This window comes from Pseudoduganella aquatica (assembly GCF_020865585.1).
Taxonomy (GTDB): domain Bacteria; phylum Pseudomonadota; class Gammaproteobacteria; order Burkholderiales; family Burkholderiaceae_D; genus Rugamonas; species Rugamonas aquatica_A.
In genome coordinates, this window is record NZ_CP086370.1 from 12,308 (window position 1) to 30,848 (window position 18,541).

Annotated in this window: 14 protein-coding genes; all 14 read right to left on the reverse strand. The window is 57.1% G+C overall.

What is annotated here, in order from left to right; all coding sequences use genetic code 11:
* Positions 1-79: 79 nt before the first annotated feature.
* The gene (locus KT882_RS00050) at positions 80-760 is read right to left on the reverse strand and encodes a DUF7738 domain-containing protein (RefSeq protein WP_228894065.1); all 681 of its coding nucleotides are present in this window, start codon (positions 758-760) and stop codon (positions 80-82) included.
* Complete coding sequence (locus KT882_RS00055) at positions 757-3,432, reverse strand: HET-C-related protein (protein ID WP_228894066.1); 2,676 nt, start codon at positions 3,430-3,432, stop codon at positions 757-759. The genes KT882_RS00050 and KT882_RS00055 overlap by 4 nt, the downstream gene beginning before the upstream one ends.
* A gap of 18 nt (positions 3,433-3,450) precedes the next feature.
* The gene (locus tag KT882_RS00060) at positions 3,451-5,424 is read right to left on the reverse strand and encodes a type VI secretion system Vgr family protein (protein ID WP_228894067.1); all 1,974 of its coding nucleotides are present in this window, start codon (positions 5,422-5,424) and stop codon (positions 3,451-3,453) included.
* A gap of 328 nt (positions 5,425-5,752) precedes the next feature.
* Entirely contained in the window at positions 5,753-6,049 is a 297-nt protein-coding gene (locus tag KT882_RS00065) for an addiction module antidote protein (RefSeq protein ID WP_161075696.1), read from the reverse strand.
* Positions 6,046-6,219: a type II toxin-antitoxin system RelE/ParE family toxin gene (locus tag KT882_RS30960; RefSeq protein WP_443094225.1), complete on the reverse strand. Its 174-nt coding sequence runs from the start codon at positions 6,217-6,219 to the stop codon at positions 6,046-6,048. The genes KT882_RS00065 and KT882_RS30960 overlap by 4 nt, the downstream gene beginning before the upstream one ends.
* Positions 6,220-6,396: 177 nt before the next feature.
* Positions 6,397-6,666: a PAAR domain-containing protein gene (locus tag KT882_RS00075; RefSeq protein ID WP_228894068.1), complete on the reverse strand. Its 270-nt coding sequence runs from the start codon at positions 6,664-6,666 to the stop codon at positions 6,397-6,399.
* 10 nt (positions 6,667-6,676) lie between these two features.
* A complete protein-coding gene (locus KT882_RS00080; RefSeq protein ID WP_161075698.1) occupies positions 6,677-8,272 on the reverse strand; it encodes a type VI lipase adapter Tla3 domain-containing protein in 1,596 nt (531 codons plus the stop codon).
* A gap of 21 nt (positions 8,273-8,293) precedes the next feature.
* Positions 8,294-10,564 (reverse strand): T6SS effector phospholipase Tle3 domain-containing protein, encoded by a 2,271-nt coding sequence (locus tag KT882_RS00085; protein ID WP_161075699.1) that lies wholly within the window; start codon positions 10,562-10,564, stop codon positions 8,294-8,296.
* A 22-nt stretch (positions 10,565-10,586) separates the two neighbouring features.
* Positions 10,587-13,394 carry a type VI secretion system Vgr family protein gene (locus tag KT882_RS00090; RefSeq protein ID WP_228894069.1) on the reverse strand — a complete coding sequence of 936 codons (2,808 nt, stop codon included), beginning with the start codon at positions 13,392-13,394 and terminating at the stop codon, positions 10,587-10,589.
* A gap of 328 nt (positions 13,395-13,722) precedes the next feature.
* Complete coding sequence (locus KT882_RS00095; RefSeq protein WP_228894070.1) at positions 13,723-14,019, reverse strand: addiction module antidote protein; 297 nt, start codon at positions 14,017-14,019, stop codon at positions 13,723-13,725.
* Positions 14,016-14,318 carry a type II toxin-antitoxin system RelE/ParE family toxin gene (locus KT882_RS00100; RefSeq protein ID WP_161075705.1) on the reverse strand — a complete coding sequence of 101 codons (303 nt, stop codon included), beginning with the start codon at positions 14,316-14,318 and terminating at the stop codon, positions 14,016-14,018. The genes KT882_RS00095 and KT882_RS00100 overlap by 4 nt, the downstream gene beginning before the upstream one ends.
* Positions 14,319-14,367: 49 nt before the next feature.
* Positions 14,368-14,637 carry a PAAR domain-containing protein gene (locus KT882_RS00105; RefSeq protein WP_228894071.1) on the reverse strand — a complete coding sequence of 90 codons (270 nt, stop codon included), beginning with the start codon at positions 14,635-14,637 and terminating at the stop codon, positions 14,368-14,370.
* A gap of 10 nt (positions 14,638-14,647) precedes the next feature.
* The gene (locus KT882_RS00110; protein WP_228894072.1) at positions 14,648-16,240 is read right to left on the reverse strand and encodes a type VI lipase adapter Tla3 domain-containing protein; all 1,593 of its coding nucleotides are present in this window, start codon (positions 16,238-16,240) and stop codon (positions 14,648-14,650) included.
* 20 nt (positions 16,241-16,260) lie between these two features.
* A complete protein-coding gene (locus KT882_RS00115) occupies positions 16,261-18,531 on the reverse strand; it encodes a T6SS effector phospholipase Tle3 domain-containing protein (RefSeq protein ID WP_228894073.1) in 2,271 nt (756 codons plus the stop codon).
* Positions 18,532-18,541 lie beyond the last annotated feature (10 nt).

Genomic DNA, 18,541 nt, shown 5'->3' on the forward strand with positions numbered 1-18,541 from the left:
CTTCCGGCAGAACTGGCAGTCCCTCGGGCAATACGCCGCTTGAGTAGTATTGAGAATTTTCCTCAATGAGACCTCTTGGCTATCGGCCAATCACCACCGTAGCAAGCTTGCCGCGCGGGCTTGTAGTCCTATAGAGATCTAGGTAGATTTTTACGCCCGATGTCAGCAAGATCGCCGTGCTACCGCAATTCCCACCTATATCGCAATGAAGATTGCGGCGGGGATTGATGCGAGCACGGATTTCCCAAAATTCTGTTTGGGGGTCGATTCCGTATCCGTCCAACTCGAAGTAGCCGGGAAACGCATGCTTCGGTCGGGCGTCTACTAAAGGAGCGATCGGTGTGCCATCAGGCAATTCGGTAGCAAACGGGCCCCAGGGTTCGATGTTAAAAAAAACAGTAACGGAGATTACCAAGGAATCCTCCGCCAAGATATCTACGCCGAGCTTATCCCATACACAGCTCTGCCTTAGAAGCTCCGTAGAGCAAATTGGCGTGCCGGGTAAAAGTTTTGCCCACTTCTCCAATGACTGGCCTATCGCGATGGCTCGGTTGTTAACGAATATTTGCGTCCCTTTGACAACAATCTCAGGCTTCGCCCCCCGAGTGACAGTTCTTGTCTTGCCCAAGCCGAATAAAGCTGCGGCACTCTCGGACACGCTGCATTTAATTTTCTCCAGCCTACCTACAGAGCAACTATCTTCTGCACTACAAATGCAAGAGTAGGCCAGGATGACCGCAAACAAGATTCCGTCTTTCATGGCTTTACCTGCGCTTTTTCTCCTGAGATTGACAAGGCATACTTCCTAAAGTACGCCTCTGCTTCTTGGGCTCGTTTTTCGACTTCCCTGAATCGTTGCCTAACTGCTGCCTCATGCTTTACATGCAGGGCTTCAAATGCCGTAACAGACTCACCTCGCTTAACATTTTCCTGGTGCGTCTGCGCCCAAGTTTTAACGGTCTCATCCTGCCAATTGCAGTCATAGGGATGCACCAAATATGCCGCAGCCAGAGCGGCAGGATCAGCTCCTGCCGCTCCTTTCCAGCTTTCTGCCATGGCTTTCCCTACCTGAGTAACGGCCGTTTTTGCCAGAGAAGCGGCTAACGTATGAAATGGGTGGTCATCATGATCCTTGGCAAGCTGTGAGTGAGAGGGATCCGTAGAGCCGTTTATGTTGGGGTCTCCTTTACCATAGACCTGGGCGTCGTCGACGCTATTACCGATGAGATGAACAAAGCAATTGCGAACAAAACTGATTAGGTGAACAGGAGTCAGCGCATAAAACAAGATAGCCTGCAAGTAAACTCCACCTGGCATCGCTGCTACTTTGTCGCGAAGATTGAGCATCGTCTCGTAGCCGGCCAGCCATGTCTGATCGCTGTGATCCGCAAGAAGAATCAGCAGAATTCTTTCCCCTTTGGTGCGTTCACCTGGCTTGCGAGGCTCGAAGACCAGCATCGGCTCCGCGAACAATGCAGCCACACTCGCGATAACATCTTCGCTGTCGAACATGCCGGTTACGACCGGATAGCCGTACTTACAAGTAGTCTTTGAAGTCCAAGGAAGTACTTTCGAATAACCGAGCTTGCGTAGGCTCAGTTCGACGAAATTGCTATGTGCAAAATAGTCTTCCAGGACGTGAAGCCCTGCTCCGAAATGGCGACAACCTTCGGCTGTTTTTCCACTACCTACTGCCTTGTTGATTTGGGCGGTCATATAGTCTCGCGATGCGGCGATGTAGTGCTTCATCGACGAGCCTGCATCTATACTTAGGTAAGTTGCGGAAGGGGGCGGCTCGAAGTCGGCATACACGGCACGGTTGTCCCGTGGGTTAGTGTCAAAATTCGTTGGGTTGTCGATATGCTCAACGGCCCGGTATACGCCCAGGTTTTCCTTTGTAACCGCGAACTCTTTCTTGCTTGCCGCCTCAAACACGAATTTTTCTTCTGCAAGAACATCGACCACTTTAGTGAGTGTATCGCGTGAGATATAGCGCGTCAGATCCTTTGGCATACCGGGAGGACGGATGATTTTCGGATCCAGAATTTGCGAATAATCACGTAGCCAATTGCCAAAGTAGATATGTAGCCTTGTGTCGCGGTCAAAGACAAATTTGTCGGCAGCAATCAATCCTTGCTCAATCTGTTCATGGCCGAACGATTCCAGTGGTCGTTGCTTAACATGCTCGCCACTTGCTCCGAACAACTCAAGGTCACCGGATTTCCCCTCCTTCCGCTGCGCCTCGTCATCTTGGGAAAGCTTGATATAGTTCCGGGCATCTTTGTAGTTGACGCGAAGTGGTCCGGAGTAGTCTTGCGATACAAGCTGTGCGAACTCTGTGTCCACACTGTTTTCAAAATCAAAAAATGCGAGTGCATAAGCGAGCTTGGCCCCCTCGTCGCCCTCCGCGTCCGTCTTCAAGGGGCTTGCCTCTTCCACCTCGCTTGAAGCCAAGTCTTCGCGTATTACTGAGTCTATGTGATGACCGAATTCGTGCAAGAGTACCGTCAATAGCTCCCAAGCTGCCTCTGCATCTTTCGCGGCTTTGCACGCAGCTCCTTGATGGACAACAATTTCGCGCTTTACGGTGTCGAATGCCCCTGGGTAGACACCACCCTGTACGACCACAATTCGGGCATTAGGAATACGGCCGTCACGCAGGGCTTCATACAAGCTGACGTACACCGGTGCAGGAACATCGAAACCGAAAACAGGGGCGGCAAAGATTATGAATTCCCCTTCACTGCAACGTCTTGCCACACCGGTCAACTGCTGTAAGGCGAAGTCGCTCTCAAGCTTACAAAGCTCTTCCGGAACGAGAGCCGCCGCCGCAAACTCTGGCACCTCTGCCTTCATGGTGGCCGGTTTTTCAAAACGAAAAGCGCTGCCATTGAAGGTAAGATCTCCGCTCGCACCAAACGTGATGCCTTCGCCTAGTCGTATGAATGCCCCCCCTTTTGACACCAGCATGATCTCGTCCGCAACTGCTGTTAGCTTACCTTCACTCGCGGTCAGTTTTAACTCGCCAGACGCGTTGATCGTAGTGTCGCCATGCTGACTTTGCAGGAGCATGTTTCCCTGGTGAGCGATGGCACTGACGCCACCGTCTTGAGCAAAGAGCGCAATTCCTCTTCCCGCATTTACGTTCAAACGACCGCCGGCTGCCAGTTGCAAGTTTTGAGCTCCAACCATATCGATATTGCTTCCGGCATAGCCAACGATTGTTGAAGACGAAGCAAGGCTGATTCCGGCAGGTGCTGTTATTCCCAGAACAGGGATTCCACCATTCCCTCCAGGTTGGGTGTTACTTCCACCTTCCCATTTTTCGAATGCAGTACGCAGTTCATTTTGTTGGTTCGAGTCCAGTTTGACGCCTTGATGATCAGCGGCATAATTGCCCAATGCACGAAATAGAGTTAGACACTCCTCCATCAAAGCAAGGTGTCCTCCTCACTCCAGTTGGCTACTACCCTGCAGTGCGTTCCAAGTGGATAACAACATTCCTTTTGCACCACGCAAGGCTATGTGCTCGTCACTTCGGAGCTCAGCACCCTCGCCTCGCGGCTTGCCATGACCGCCTTCCTTGGGGTGGGTAAGGTATCCAAGGTTGAGTTCACTCCGGCCGTGCTCACTCGCAAGCTGCGCGCTGATCTGGCCAGTCGTGTCATCCAGCCGCAACTGGTTGGCGCGGCCGCCTTTGATTTCGCGGCTTTTGATGCCGGACAGGTGCTTGGTGCCGGGCAGCCCGTCCATCGCGCTCAGCGCGGGCGGCAGACCTTCCTGGTTGTAGAGCTGCCCCACGATCACCGGCTTGTCCGGATCGCCGCCGAGGAAGGCCACCAGCACCTCGCTGCCGATGCGCGGCAGGCCCAGGGTGCCACACTGGCTTTGGTGGCCGGGTCCGTTGCCGGCCCAGTTGGAGGCGACGCGGACCCAGGCCGAGTCGCACTCGTTGTTGCCGCTGCCGGCCAGGCCGCGGTCGCCGTGGTCCTGCGCACGCGTGCCGGGAAAGCGGATCTTTACGCGGCCCATTTCGTCGCAGTGCACTTCCTCGCCTTCCGGGCCGACCACGATGGCGCTTTGCATCTGCGGCTGCGGCAGGTCGGTGCGCGGGTCGTAGGCGGGCACGATGGGGACGCCGCGCCGCACGGCGGTGAACTGGATGTACATGCGCGAGCTGCCTTCGGCAACATGCCCGGCCAGCTCCTGACGCAGCTGCGCATCGTGCGCGCCGTCCGCGTCCTTGCGCATCCAACGATTGCGGGCGAACAGGCGTTCCACGCGCGCGGCCAGCGCCTTGGGCAGGTTGTTCTGCGCGGTCACCTGCAGCGCCGTGACGGTGAAGTCGCGCTCCTCTGCGGCGTGGCTGCTGATCTCAGGGTGGCCTTCGAGCGTGAAGTATTCGCCCACGCACAGGTCGCGCACGCTGCCTTCGGCGTGGAAGCACTTGGTTTCGTAGTCGTGGCGCTGCATGCGCAGCTGGCCAAGTTTGAACAGGTCTTCATGGTCGTCGCCAGCGTGCGGCGGCAGCACCTGGTAGTCGTCCATGCTGGCGGCCATCCAGCGGCCGCTGCTGCCTTGGTCGGCCTCCCCAAGCGCGGCCACGCTCATGAAGTGCACGCCGAGCGGGTTGCGGTAGTCCCAGCTGTGGGTGGCGGTGCTGCCCGGTTGCAGCGTGCGCACAGCGCTCCAGGAGGTGATGCTGTCGCGTTCTTCGGTGGCGCTGTCGCGGTGGTAGCGCACGGCGCCGGCGGCGTTTTCGCGCACGCTGTCGGGGCGGTTGAGCAGCACCATGGTGTGGAACAGGGTGCGCTCGCCGTGGTCGGCGCGGAAGTACCAGGAGATACCGCGCCGTTTGAGCAGGCGGCGGATGAAAGCGCCGTCGGACTCGTTGTGCTGCATGGTGAATTCGCGCTTGGGGTAGCTGATGGTGTCGAAGAAGTCGGCCAGTTCGTGCTGAAAGCAGATGCCGACGATGCGGTTCCCCAGCCGCCATTCGTCCAGGATCAGCTGGACGATTTCCACTTCGTCCTTGTTGCGGAACACGCGGGTGTTGGTGCGCTTGTCCATGATGGAGAGCGCGTCGCGCAGCACCAGCTGGTAGCTGGCCAGGCCGCCGTCGCTGTCGCCGGCGGCAATCTCGGTGATGATGCCGCAGATGCTGCGCAGGCCGCCCCGGTCGGTGACGAAGTCCAGCGCGGCGGGCAGTCCGATGAATTCCTTGAGCGGCAGCTGGGCGCGCGCGGAGACGCACAGGATGCGGTATTCGAGCCCGCCGCAGATGCTTTCGGCGCCGTACACGCGCTGCGGCAGCAGCATGTCGTCGGAGAGCTGGGTGGAGCAGTCCAGGCGCAGGCGCAGGGGGCGGTTGGTGGTGATGAGGTCCTTGGGCTGGACCAGGAAGTCGAGCAGATCGCTTTCCACTGGGGCTCCTCGGGGGCTAGGGGTTCGGCGATGATGGCACTGCTTTGGCAACGCTACTTTGAGCGGGCACAACGTAAGGCCAAGCAAGCCCCAGGACTGGTCATAGCCCTTAGCCTATCATTCATGCAGAAGGAGATTCCTGAGCTATCTTGTGAAACCTAGAATATAGCGAATTGGAACGTAGCAGTGTGCGCTGCCGGGCAAGCAGTGGAACTATTCTTTCGCCCTCGCTTCTAAATAATACCGATCGCTTACCCGAACATGTTGCTCATCGTGGGTCGCCTATTGCAGACCCAGCAAGGTGCATGGCAAGAAGTAGATACGCCAGCTATGCCGCGCACGGTTCGATTCTGAACTGAAGTCCAAGCATGCTGACCAATTTCAGGACTGCATCAAAACTGGGACGCCCCCCTGGAGGAAGCGATTGCGCCAATTCATGAGCATCGATCCCGCTTTCCCGTGCGAGTTGCGCCAAGCCAGTAGAGCGGGCGATATCGTCCAACGCCTGGGCAAGCAAAGCGGCGTCACTGCCGCCATCAGTAAAACATGCTGTCAGGTATAAGCCCACGTCCTCGCGCGTCTGCAAATATCTTGAGCCGTCCCATTCTGTCAGCTGGATTGTCATTCTATGCCTCGTATAGCGCGCAATAGTTGCCGTGCTTGCTTGATGTCGTCACGCTGAGAAGACTTGTCACCGCCCGCCAACAGGATCACAATCTCCTTGCCATACCTTGCAAAGTAGATTCTGTAGCCGGGGCCAAGGTGAACCCGCATTTCGGAGACGCCACCACCCACTGCAGCACAGTCTCCAAAGCTTCCGTTACGCGCACGCGCAATGCGTACCTGGATGGAACTGCAGCAGCCTTGTTCTTCAGGTTCAACAGCCAGTCGTCAAAGACGGAAGTCGTCAGCGAGCGTAGCATCGCGCGCCTTCATTTTAGCAGCGCGCGTGGATCGTGCAGCGGCGCTGCATTAGCCCTTGTGAAGCATGTCGCCGCTTGCCATGAGCGTTGCGCCGCAGCTGGTTTTGTGGCCTTCATATGCCACGGGAACGCCGTCTATTGTGTGCTCGGAATCGCCTTCGATGATGGTGCAGCCACCGCCGTGGCCAACAACCGGGCAAGTGCATTTGTCACCCAAGACGGCGACGGGCTTGCCGTCGACTGTGAAGTGCGGCGCGCCGCTGCTGATGACTTTGCCGCCGTGCGAGGTGGAGTCGCCGACGCAGATGACTTTGCGCATGGTTCTTTCCTTATGGACGCTCGTAGTTTTTCGGATCGATCTGGGGCAGGGTCGTGTTTTCCAGGATTCTGGTGCCTATTGTGTGATATTGAGATTTGCGTTTTTCTTCGGACGGCGGAGTCACGAGGATGATGCTGGCTTCGTTCGGGTCGCGCAGGTTGAAAGCGGCGCTGACGCCGCCCTCTTGGTAGCTGCCGATCACGCCGATTGCCATCTGCATGAAGAACGTCGCGGCACCGGTGTTGCCGAGTCGGCGGTCCGTGTCGATGAACTGGTTGGACTTGGACGGGTCGATCTCGGGACCACCGTCGGCTTCGATCTGGCGGAGCAGCCCGTGGAAGGTGATCAGTTGCTTCTGGTTGTTGGCGGTGGCGACGATCACGCGCGCCGGTCCGGCGGCGCGCTCTGCTTGCGGCAAGGTCTGCAATGCTTCCTGCCAGCCGGCGTGCAAGGCGGCTTCACGGTCGGCCTGGTGCTTGATTGCCTTGCCTTCGTTATCGGTCATCTTGACGAAGACGGGGCGGTGAATGAAGCCGAGGCTCGGCAGCGCATCAAAGCGTTCAAGCTGATCAGTGTTCCATGGGACGGGGAACCAGGGAGTGGGCTTCCAGTCGCGCGGCGGATGGTGCTTCCACAAGGAAGTGGCGTCCAGGAAGCTGATAGTGCCGGTCCCACGGATTTCAGGACGGGCGGCGAATTTTGCTGCCTCGGCGAGCCATTCTGTGCTGTTTGGTTGCAGACCAGTGCTGTCCGGGTGCCGTGGGACCGATTCCTGCAACTTCAAGTAAGTGAGGAATAGGCGTCGGGCAATCCCGTTAGCATTTTGAAAGGCCACTGATTTTCCGTCACTGACATCCTCGAAAACAAACGGCCGCATGGCGTCGACACGCTCCCGTCTGGACAATACAAACATAGCAGACGAGTCCGGCATCTCGGGGACATAGTAGCCGTTCTTCATCACCGTATAGGTCGGCATATATGCAAGTCGCATCGGCGTGCTATCGGCAGAAGTGAGGACTACGTAAGGAACATCTGGGTTCTTGTCAAAAAACGTGAAAATCATTTCGACAATACGATCAGGTCGCTCGGACAGCTCATGATGATTAGCCACAAAGAGATGGGTGATCATTCCCGATACGCCAACACCGCCAGTAATTCCCACTTGGGCAAGCTTTGTCCCGTTTTCTTGAATAATCCTATGGCACAATGGCTCGGCATTAAATACCGGCGTTCCCCAAAATTGAGGAATCTCAAACCCGGCATTTTCAAGACTAGCGCCTTCATGCCCACCGGAAAGACCGTCCTTGTCGTTGCCTGACCATGGATATTTCTTCGGATCCATCTCGCGTATCGTCGTATAGGCGTTCCCGTCCACCAAGGCCTGCCAGATCGCCTTCTGCCGATACTTGTCGAGCGTCACGCCAAGACCAATCACCTCCAAAACGTACTCCTTTCTTCCGGGCTCAGCAGCCGCTTTCGGAGCCGCAGCCGCTGACAGCTTGGCTTGCTTCAAAGGAGATTTTGAATGTGTGTTCATGTATGTCTTATATAAGCAAAATATCAGCCCCCCTAGGCAGACCCAAAGAACCATCATCGTTTTTGACATGTTGACTCCACGCATTAGTTTTCAGGATTTCAGCTCCGTCAAGACATCGGCAGGCAGGCCTTCCGGCAGTACTGGCAATCCATCAGGTAATACACCGCTTGAGTAGTAGTGGGCATTGCCCGCGATTAGGCGTTTCCGCCATTCTGGTTCGGATCCCAAATAGACCTTATGAGTGCCTTGGAATTTCTCCCATTGCATAATGCCCGGCCTCTTTCTGGAGGGCATTTCTTGCAACCGCCAGTCTGCGACGTCACATAAGTAGCTGTAAAAATTGGGATCGCTCGACGCTTTGCCGCTACCGATAGCGACGTCATACGCGGTCACGTTACGGTGGTTTTCCTTGCCGCCGAAAATGGCACCGTGGAAAGATCGAGGGACTTTGGTTTGCTGCCAACGCAGCCTCGCTTCATTGGGTGTCTCGGTACGTTTGATAATCACCTTGGCGGGCTTGGCCGGCAGCGGGGTAAAACCGTTATTCATGCAAACGTAAGCTTCCAGCACTTCGCAGCACTCGCCTGCCTCCTTTTCTTTATTCAGCCAATCCTGAACCTTATTCTTCAGATCAGCCGTATGCCCGACTCTGAGGTAGTGCAATTCCCGTTTAGGGCTATCAGAAATGACCAACTTGTCCGTTTCCGCAATCGGATAAACGTAGGGGACGGTCAGCCACATGTTGTACACACCGTATTGACTGGTGACAGCGATTGCCGCATCGATCTGATCGACAGCCTCCGTGCCGCCGACACGCCCTTTCGCATCGGGAAACGATCCTTCCAGAAGGCTGGCCAATACGGGCTGTTTTAGCGATTCTCCATTAATGAGCCGAACACTATGGCTTACCGTCTCGCCCACATCTGCGCCTTCCGGGGTATTCCTCCTGCCAGCGAGATGGCTCCGTACGACATGCTTACTCAGGAGGGAGTCGCTGACCTCGCTATGCGACTGGTCGTCCTCCCCAGGCTGACGCAGCATGAAGTAATAAGGGCTGTTAGCAGCCCCCACCTGTACGTATGCACCGGACCTCGGATCAGGTCTGCGCTTGCGCGTAAACACGCGCTGACGGAACCCTTCTCCCAATTCCTCCAGCGGCTTACGCAGGATGCGGACGGCGCTATTGCGCTTGATGCCAGCGATTTCCTTTAGCACTGTCTTTGTGCCGCGCTGGTACTCCGGCACGCCCTGCCATCCAATGCCTTGAACATTGGCGAGGGCAACCGTCATGTCTTCCGGACCGAAGTACAAATACACCTTGCCGCGGTTGTCACGGTCGTCGCTGGCCTTCCAGGCTTTGCCGACTACGCCAAAGTGCTTCACAATCTCAGGCAACTCCTCTAGCGGCGGCTGTGTGTGCCGGCGGGACCAGATCGCCTTGGTTATCCGCGATAACGTCGTCAGGCGGGCGTTCAAGGTTTGAACGCCCTTGATAGGATCATATCGATCCTGCATCACGTCATCGTTATCACTATAGCCATCGACAGCTGCCACAGGTGTCGGGATGTCATCGACCAAGCTGTACGGAGGGTTGTTCAGAATTAAAGTATCGGCAGGCCTGGCATTGGGTTGAACCGCCTTGATCTTCGGATCTAGCAGAAATGCCTGTGCTAGCAGACTGATCAGACAGCCTTGGCTATGCGCCACGATGGACACGGTTTCATTCTCGTCGTAGTCCCGGATTATGCAAATCAGCGCAGCCAACCGTTGTGCTGCCAGAATCATGTACATGCGGCCCGGGTTGTTCAGAACCGGATGAGTGGCGTCCTGCTGCGCGATGTCTAGCGCCCGAAACACTCCCCATTTGCCACGATTCCACATATCGGGCAAGGTGCTGGTGGCATTGGCGAACGGACCGCCGCCCTTCGAAAAATCCTTGTCAAGGCGGTTTCCATGGCGATCAAGGAATTGTCCGCGCGCCAGCTTGGCGTTGCTGCTAACCTGCGCGTCGAGCTCTCGGAATCCCCAATAGAACGGAATCACGGGACTGTGGGTACTATCCGAGATGGTGCGCTTGTAGAAAATGGCATCTGGGTCTTCTTCCAATTTTTTGTTGTCTGCTTCGGCTGGAAGGCGATAGCTGGCCGCCTTGAGATCACCGCAAAGGCGGGTACTTAAGCCCTCGCACAAGCCACTTTCAACCGCTTCGTATGCGGTTCCGACATCATTTACGCCATGGATCACGATAATGTTGCCAGGCAGGTTATGCCGCAACGGAATCACCTTGTTCTTCAAGCGTTTGGGAGCGTACACGCCGCTGGCAGCGCCCGCCTCGTATGGCACTTTCTTGTAGATTCCCACTTTAAACTCCCTTGCACGCAGGCTAGCTGGACTTGTTACGGATTACCTTGGCGGAAGCAAGATGCATAGCGTCGCTTTGCAGCATCGCCGTCTTGCCGTCAACATCGGTTTTTTCAGAGTGCTCAGTCCCATCACTGGCACTGGTCTCAACATCCATCTCAGGTGCAGGGATGCCGCCGTCCAAATGGCTGTAGTAGCGTGCTTCGAACTTGAGGTCTGTATTACCTTCATCAAAGGTTGGAAGAGCGGTGCTCATCGTGGATGTCCCTTTGAATGGAAACTTGGCGCCATGGTGTGTAATCGTGCCCCCGGTGCCGAGCGTGATCCCGTCGCCGATCTTGATGAAGGAACCATCTTCCGCAATCAAAACAATTTCTTTCGCCATGCCGATGACCTTGCCCTCGCTAGCGGTGAGCTTCATATCCTTGGCCGCGTTAAGCTCTGTCTCGTCATGCTGACTTTGGAGAAGCAGCTTTCCTTTGTGCGCGATCATGTTGATGCCGTCGCTCTGGGCGAATAGCGAGATGCCCTTGCCTGCGTTGAGGTTGATGCATTGGCCTGCAGTCATTTGTAAATTCTGCTGTGCGACAGTATTGAGACCAGTACCGGCGTAGCTCACAATTGCTTTCGGTGTGGCAAAGCTGATGCCTGTCGGAGCCGTCAATGCGATGGCTGGCGAACCGCCACCAACGGCGCGCGGTTCTGTGTTGCTTCCTGCAGCCCATACCTTAAAATCTTCAAACAGTTCTTCATGGGATTTCGCGTCCACCGGCTTTGCCTGATGCTCACCAGCGTATTCGCCAAGAGATTTGACCAATTCGGCGCAGTCGGCCAAGAGATCAAGGAACTGCTGGCGATCCATCTGTTTGCCGTCAGTCCCGCAGTGCTTCCATGCTGAGAGCAACAGGCCTTTTGCAGCTCGCAGCGCGATCTGCTCACCGCTGCTTAATTCCACGCCCTCGCCGCGTGCGTCGCCAGCGCCGCAACTTTTCGGATGCGTAAGAAACCCAAGATTCAATTGGCTGTTGCCGTGGTCACTCGCCAACTGCGCGCTTATCTGGCCAGTCGTATCATCCAACCGCAGCTGGTTTGAGCGACCGCCTTTGATTTCGCGGCTTTTGATGCCGGACAGGTGCTTGTTGCCGGGCAGCCCATCCATCGTGCTCAGCGCGGGCGGCAGACCTTCCTGGTTGTAGAGCTGCCCCACGATCACCGGCTTGTCCGGATCGCCGCCAAGGAAGGCCACCAGCACCTCGCTGCCGATGCGCGGCAGGCCCAGGGTGCCGCACTGGCTTTGGTGGCCGGGGCCGTTGCCGGCCCAGTTGGAGGCGACGCGGACCCAGGCCGAGTCGCATTCGTCATTGTTGGCGCCGGCCAAGCCGCGGTCGCCATGGTCCTGCGCACGCGTGCCGGGGAAGCGGATCTTTACGCGGCCCATTTCGTCGCAATGCACTTCCTCGCCTTCCGGGCCGACTACGATGGCGCTTTGCATCTGCGGCTGCGGCAGGTCGGTGCGCGGGTCGTAGGCGGGCACGATGGGGACGCCGCGCCGCACGGCGGTGAACTGGATGTGCATGCGCGAGCTGCCTTCGGCCACGTGCCCGGCCAGCTCCTGGTGCAGCTGCGCATCGTGCGCGCAGTCCGCATCCTTGCGCATCCAACGATTGCGGGCGAACAGGCGTTCCACGCGCGCGGCCAGCGCCTTGGGCAGGTTGTTCTGCGCGGTCACCTGCAGCGCCGTGACGGTGAAGTCGCGCTCCTCTGCGGCGTGGCTGCTGATCTCAGGGTGGCCTTCGAGCGTGAAGTATTCGCCCACGCACAGGTCGCGCACGCTGCCTTCGGCGTGGAAGCACTTGGTTTCGTAGTCGTGGCGCTGCATGCGCAGCTGGCCAAGTTTGAACAGGTCTTCATGGTCGTCGCCAGCGTGCGGCGGCAGCACCTGGTAGTCGTCCATGCTGGCGGCCATCCAGCGGCCGCTGCTGCCTTGGTCGGCCTCCCCAAGCGCGGCCACGCTCATGAAGTGCACGCCGAGCGGGTTGCGGTAGTCCCAGCTGTGGGTGGCGGTGCTGCCCGGTTGCAGCGTGCGCACAGCGCTCCAGGAGGTGATGCTGTCGCGTTCTTCGGTGGCGCTGTCGCGGTGGTAGCGCACGGCGCCGGCGGCGTTTTCGCGCACGCTGTCGGGGCGGTTGAGCAGCACCATGGTGTGGAACAGGGTGCGCTCGCCGTGGTCGGCGCGGAAGTACCAGGAGATACCGCGCCGTTTGAGCAGGCGGCGGATGAAAGCGCCGTCGGACTCGTTGTGCTGCATGGTGAATTCGCGCTTGGGGTAGCTGATGGTGTCGAAGAAGTCGGCCAGTTCGTGCTGAAAGCAGATGCCGACGATGCGGTTCCCCAGCCGCCATTCGTCCAGGATCAGCTGGACGATTTCCACTTCGTCCTTGTTGCGGAACACGCGGGTGTTGGTGCGCTTGTCCATGATGGAGAGCGCGTCGCGCAGCACCAGCTGGTAGCTGGCCAGGCCGCCGTCGCTGTCGCCGGCGGCAATCTCGGTGATGATGCCGCAGATGCTGCGCAGGCCGCCCCGGTCGGTGACGAAGTCCAGCGCGGCGGGCAGTCCGATGAATTCCTTGAGCGGCAGCTGGGCGCGCGCGGAGACGCACAGGATGCGGTATTCGAGCCCGCCGCAGATGCTTTCGGCGCCGTACACGCGCTGCGGCAGCAGCATGTCGTCGGAGAGCTGGGTGGAGCAGTCCAGGCGCAGGCGCAGGGGGCGGTTGGTGGTGATGAGGTCCTTGGGCTGGACCAGGAAGTCGAGCAGATCGCTTTCCACTGGGGCTCCTCGGGGGCTAGGGGTTCGGCGATGATGGCACTGCTTTGGCAACGCTACTTTGAGCGGGCGCAACGTAAGGCCAAGCAAGCCCCAGGACTGGTCATAGCCCTTAGCCTATCATTCATGCAGAAGGAGATTCCTGAGCTATCTTGTGAAACCTAGAATATAGCGAATTGGAACGTAGCAGTGTGCGCTGCCGGGCAAGCAGTGGAACTATTCTTTCGCCCTCGCTTCTAAATAATACCGATCGCTTACCCGAACATGTTGCTCATCGTGGGTCGCCTATTGCAGACCCAGCAAGGTGCATGGCAAGAAGTAGATACGCCAGCTATGCCGCGCACGGTTCGATTCTGAACTGAAGTCCAAGCATGCTGACCAATTTCAGGACTGCATCAAAACTGGGCCCCTCCCCTGGAGAAAGCGATTGCGCCAATTCATGAGCATCGATCCCACTTTCCAGTGCGAGTTGCGCCAAGCCAGTGGAACGGGCGATATCGTCCAACGCCTGGGCAAGCAAAGCGGCGTCACTGCCGCCCTCAGTAAAACATGCTGTCAGGTATAAGCCCACGTCCTCGCGCGTCTGCAAATATCTTGAGCCATCCCATTCCGTCAGCTGGATTGTCATTCTATACCTTGTATATCACGCAATAGTTGCCGTGCTCGCTTGATGTCGTCACGCTGAGAAGACTTGTCACCGCCCGCCAACAGGATCACGATCTCCTTGCCATACCTTGCAAAGTAGATTCTGTAGCCGGGGCCAAGGTGAATCCGCATTTCGGAGACGCCACCACCCACTGCAGCGCAGTCTCCAAAGCTTCCGTTACGCGCACGCGCAATGCGTACCTGGATGGAACTGACAGCCGCCTTATCCTTCAGGTTCAACAGCCAGTCGTCAAAGACGGAAGTCGTCAGCAAGCGTAGCATCACGCGCCTTCATTTTAGCAGCATGCGTGGATCGTGTAGCGGCGCTGGATTAGCCCTTGTGAAGCATGTCGCCGCTCGCCATGAGCGTTGCGCCGCAGCTGGTTTTGTGGCCTTCATATGCCACGGGAACGCCGTCTATTGTGTGATCGGAATCGCCTTCGATGATGGTGCAGACACCGCCGTGGCCAACAACCGGGCAAGTGCATTTGTCACCCAAGACGGCGACGGGCTTGCCGTCGACTGTGAAGTGCGGCGCGGCGCTGCTGATGACTTTGCCGCCGTGCGAGGTGGAGTAGCCGACGCAGATGACTTTGCGCATGGTTCTTTCCTTATGGACGCTCGTAGTTTTTCGGATCGATCTGGGGCAGGGTCGTGTTTTCCAGGATTCTGGTGCCTATTGTGTGATATTGAGATCTGCGTTTTTCTTCGGACGGCGGAGTCACGAGGATGATGCTGGCTTCGTTCGGGTCGCGCAGGTTGAAAGCGGCGCTGACGCCGCCCTCCTGGTAGCTGCCGATCACGCCGATTGCCATCTGCATGAAGAACGTCGCGGCACCAGTGTTGCCGAGTCGGCGGTCCGTGTCGATGAACTGGTTGGACTTGGACGGGTCGATCTCGGGACCACCGTCGGCTTCGATCTGGCGGAGCAGGCCGTGGAAGGTGATCAGTTGCTTCTGGTTGTTGGCGGTGGCGACGATCACGCGCGCCGGTCCGGCGGCGCGCTCTGCTTGCGGCAAGGTCTGCAATGCTTCCTGCCAGCCGGCGTGCAAGGCGGCTTCACGGTCGGCCTGGTGCTTGATTGCCTTGCCTTCGTTATCGGTCATCTTGACGAAGACGGGGCGGTGAATGAAGCCGAGGCTCGGCAGCGCATCAAAGCGTTCAAGCTGATCAGTGTTCCATGGGACGGGGAACCAGGGAGTGGGCTTCCAGTCGCGCGGCGGATGGTGCTTCCACAAGGAAGTGGCGTCCAGGAAGCTGATTGGGCCTGTGCCACGGATGTCGGGACGGGCGCCGAATTTTGCTGCTTCGGCGAGCCATTCCGCGGTGTTTGGTTGCAAGCCAATGCTGTCGGGATGACGTGGAACCGAATCACGCAGGTTCAAGTAAGCGAGAAACAGACGTCTGGCAATTCCGTAGTCGTTTTGGAAGGCTACTGACTTACCATCACTGACATCCTCGAAGACAAATGGCCGCATGGCGTCGACACGCTCGCGCCTTGCCAACACAAATAGAGCAGACGAGTCCGGCATCTCGGGGACATAGTAGCCGTCTTTCATAACCGTGTAAGTTGGCAGATATGCTAATCGCATTGGCATACTATCGGCAGAAGTGAGGACTACGTAAGGAACATCGGGGTTCTTGTCGAAAAATGTGAAAATCATTTCAACAATCCGATCAGGCCTCTCGGACAGCTCGTGATGATTGGCCACAAAGAGATGGGTGATCATTCCCGATACACCAACACCGCCCGTAATCCCTACTTGCTCAAGCTTTGTCCCGCCTGCTTGAATACTCCGGTGGCACAATGGCTCCGCATTAAATACCGGCGTTCCCCAAAATTGGGGAATTTCAAAAGCGGCATTCTCAAGGCTGGCACCCTCGTGTTCACCAGACAGGCCACTCTTATCGGTTCCTTGCCAGGGATATTTTTTTGGATCCGTCTCCCTTATAGTTGTGTGAGCATTCCCATTCACCAACGCCTGCCAAAGCGCTTTCTGGCGATATTTATCAAGGGTAACGCCAAGACCAATCACCTCCAGGACATACTCTTTTGCTCTTGGGGTATCAGCCGCTTTCCGGGCTATAGCAGCTGTCTGTTTGGCTGGCGTTGGAGTTCTTGAATGCGTGTTCACGTAGGCCTTATAGATGAAGAACACCAGCACTCCCAAACAAACCCAAAAAACCATCATCGCTTTCGACATGTGGCCTCCACGGAATATATTCAGGATTTCAACTCCGACAGCACGTCAGCAGGCAAGCCCTCCGGCAATACCGGCAATCCAGCTGGCAATACACCTGTCGAGTAGTACTCGGCATTGCCCTCGATTAGGCGTCTTCGCCACGCCGGTTCGGATCCCAAATAGGCCGCGTGAGTTGCTCTAAATTCCTCCCATTGCAGGATGCTCCTCCGCTTCCTAAGAGGATCCTTTTGCACCCGCCAGTCCGCGAACTCACACAGGTACTTGTAGAATTTGGGATCGCTCGACGCTTTGCCGCTACCGATAGCGACGTCATAAGCGGTCACGTTGCGGTGGTTTTCCTTGCCGCCGAAGATGGCGCCGTGGAAGGAGCGGGGGACTTTGGTTTTCTGCCAACGCAACCTCGCTTCATTGGGCGTTTCGGTGCGTTTGACAATCACCTTGGCGGGGTTGGCCGGCAGCGGCGTAAAGCCGTTATTCATGCAAACGTAAGCCTCCAGCACTTCGCAGCACTCCCCTACAACCTTATCCTTGTTTAGCCAGTCCTGCACCTTGCTTTTCAGATCGGCTGTATGCCCAACCCTCAGGTTATGCAATTCCCGCCTGGGGCTGTCGGAAATGACCAACTTGTCTGCTTCTGCAGCTGGATATACGTAGGGGACAGTCAGCCACATGTTGTACACGCCGTATTCACTCGTGACAGCGATAGCTGCGTCGATCTGATCGACAGCCTCTATGCCCCCTGCACGCCCTTTCGCATCGGAGAACGATCCTTCAAGAAGGCTGGCAAGTACGGGCTGTTTTAGCGCCTCTCCGTTGATGAGCCGCACACCATGGCTGATCGTCTCCTCCACGTCTGCGCCCTCCGGGGTATCCTTCCTGCCGGCGAGATGGCCCCGCACCGCGTGCTTGCTCAGGAAAAAATCACTGACCTCGCTGTGCGACTGGTCGTCCTCTCCTGGCTGACGCAACATGAAGTAGTAAGGGCTGTTAGCAGCCCCAACTTGCACGTATTCGCCGGACATTGGATCAGGCCGACGCTTGCGCGTAAACACGCGCTGGCGGAACCCTTCTCCCAACTCTCCCAACGGCTTGCGCAGGATGTCGCTGGAACTATTGTGCTTGATGCCAGCGGTCTCCTTCCGTACTGTCTTTGTGCCGCGTTGGTACTCAGGCACACCCTGCCATCCAATGCCTTGAACATTGGAGAGGGCCACCGTCATGTCTTCCGGGCCGAAGTACAAATACACCTTCCCGCGATTATCCCGGTCCTCACTGGCCTTCCAGGCTTTGCCGACTACACCAAAGTGCTTCGCGACCTCAGGCAACTCCGCCATCGGAGGTTGAGTGTGTTTGCGCGCCCAGATGGCCTTGGTTATCCGCGATAGGGTAGTCAAGCGCGCGTTCAAAGTTTGAATACCGTCGATCGAACTATATCGATTCTTCATCAGGGCATCATCATCGGAATAGCCGTCGACAGCGGACACCGATATCGGGATGTTTTCGACCAAGCTATAGGGCGGATTGTTCAGAATCAAAGTGTCGGCAGGCCTGGCATTGGGCTGGACCGCCTTGATCTTCGGATCGAGCAGAAACGCCTGCGCCAACAGACTGACCAGGCAGCCTTGGCTATGCGCCACGATGGAAACAGTTTCATTCTCATCATAGTCCCGGATCATGCAAATCAGCGCGGCCAAGCGTTGCGCGGCCAAGATCATATACATGCGACCAGGGTTGTTCAAAACCGGGTGAGTAGCGTCTTTCTGCGCAATGTCCAACGCCCGGAACACACCCCATTTGCCGCGATTCCACATATCGGGCAATGTGCTAGTGGCATTGGCGAACGGACCGCCACCCTTCCAATAATCCTTGTCCAGGCGATTGCCATGGCGATCAAGGAACTGTCCCCGCGCCAGCTTGGCGTTGCTGCTGACATGCGCGTCGAGTTCCCGGAATCCCCAATAGAACGGGATCACGGGACTGTGAGTACTGTCGGAGATGGTGCGTTTGTAGAAGATGGCGTCGGGGTCTTCTTCCACTTTGTTGTTGTCTGATTCGGCTGGAAGGCGATAGCTGGCCGCCTTGAGGTCGCCGCAAAGGCGGGTGCTTAAACCCTCGCACAAGCCACTTTCAACCGCTGCGTATGCTGTGCCGACATCGTTGACGCCATGAATGACGATGATGTTGCCGGGCACGTTATGCCGCAGCGGAATCACCTTGTCTTTCAAGCGTTTACGGGCGTAGACGCCGCTGGCAAAGCCTGCTTCGTATGGCACTTTCGTGTAGATTCCCACCTTAAACTCC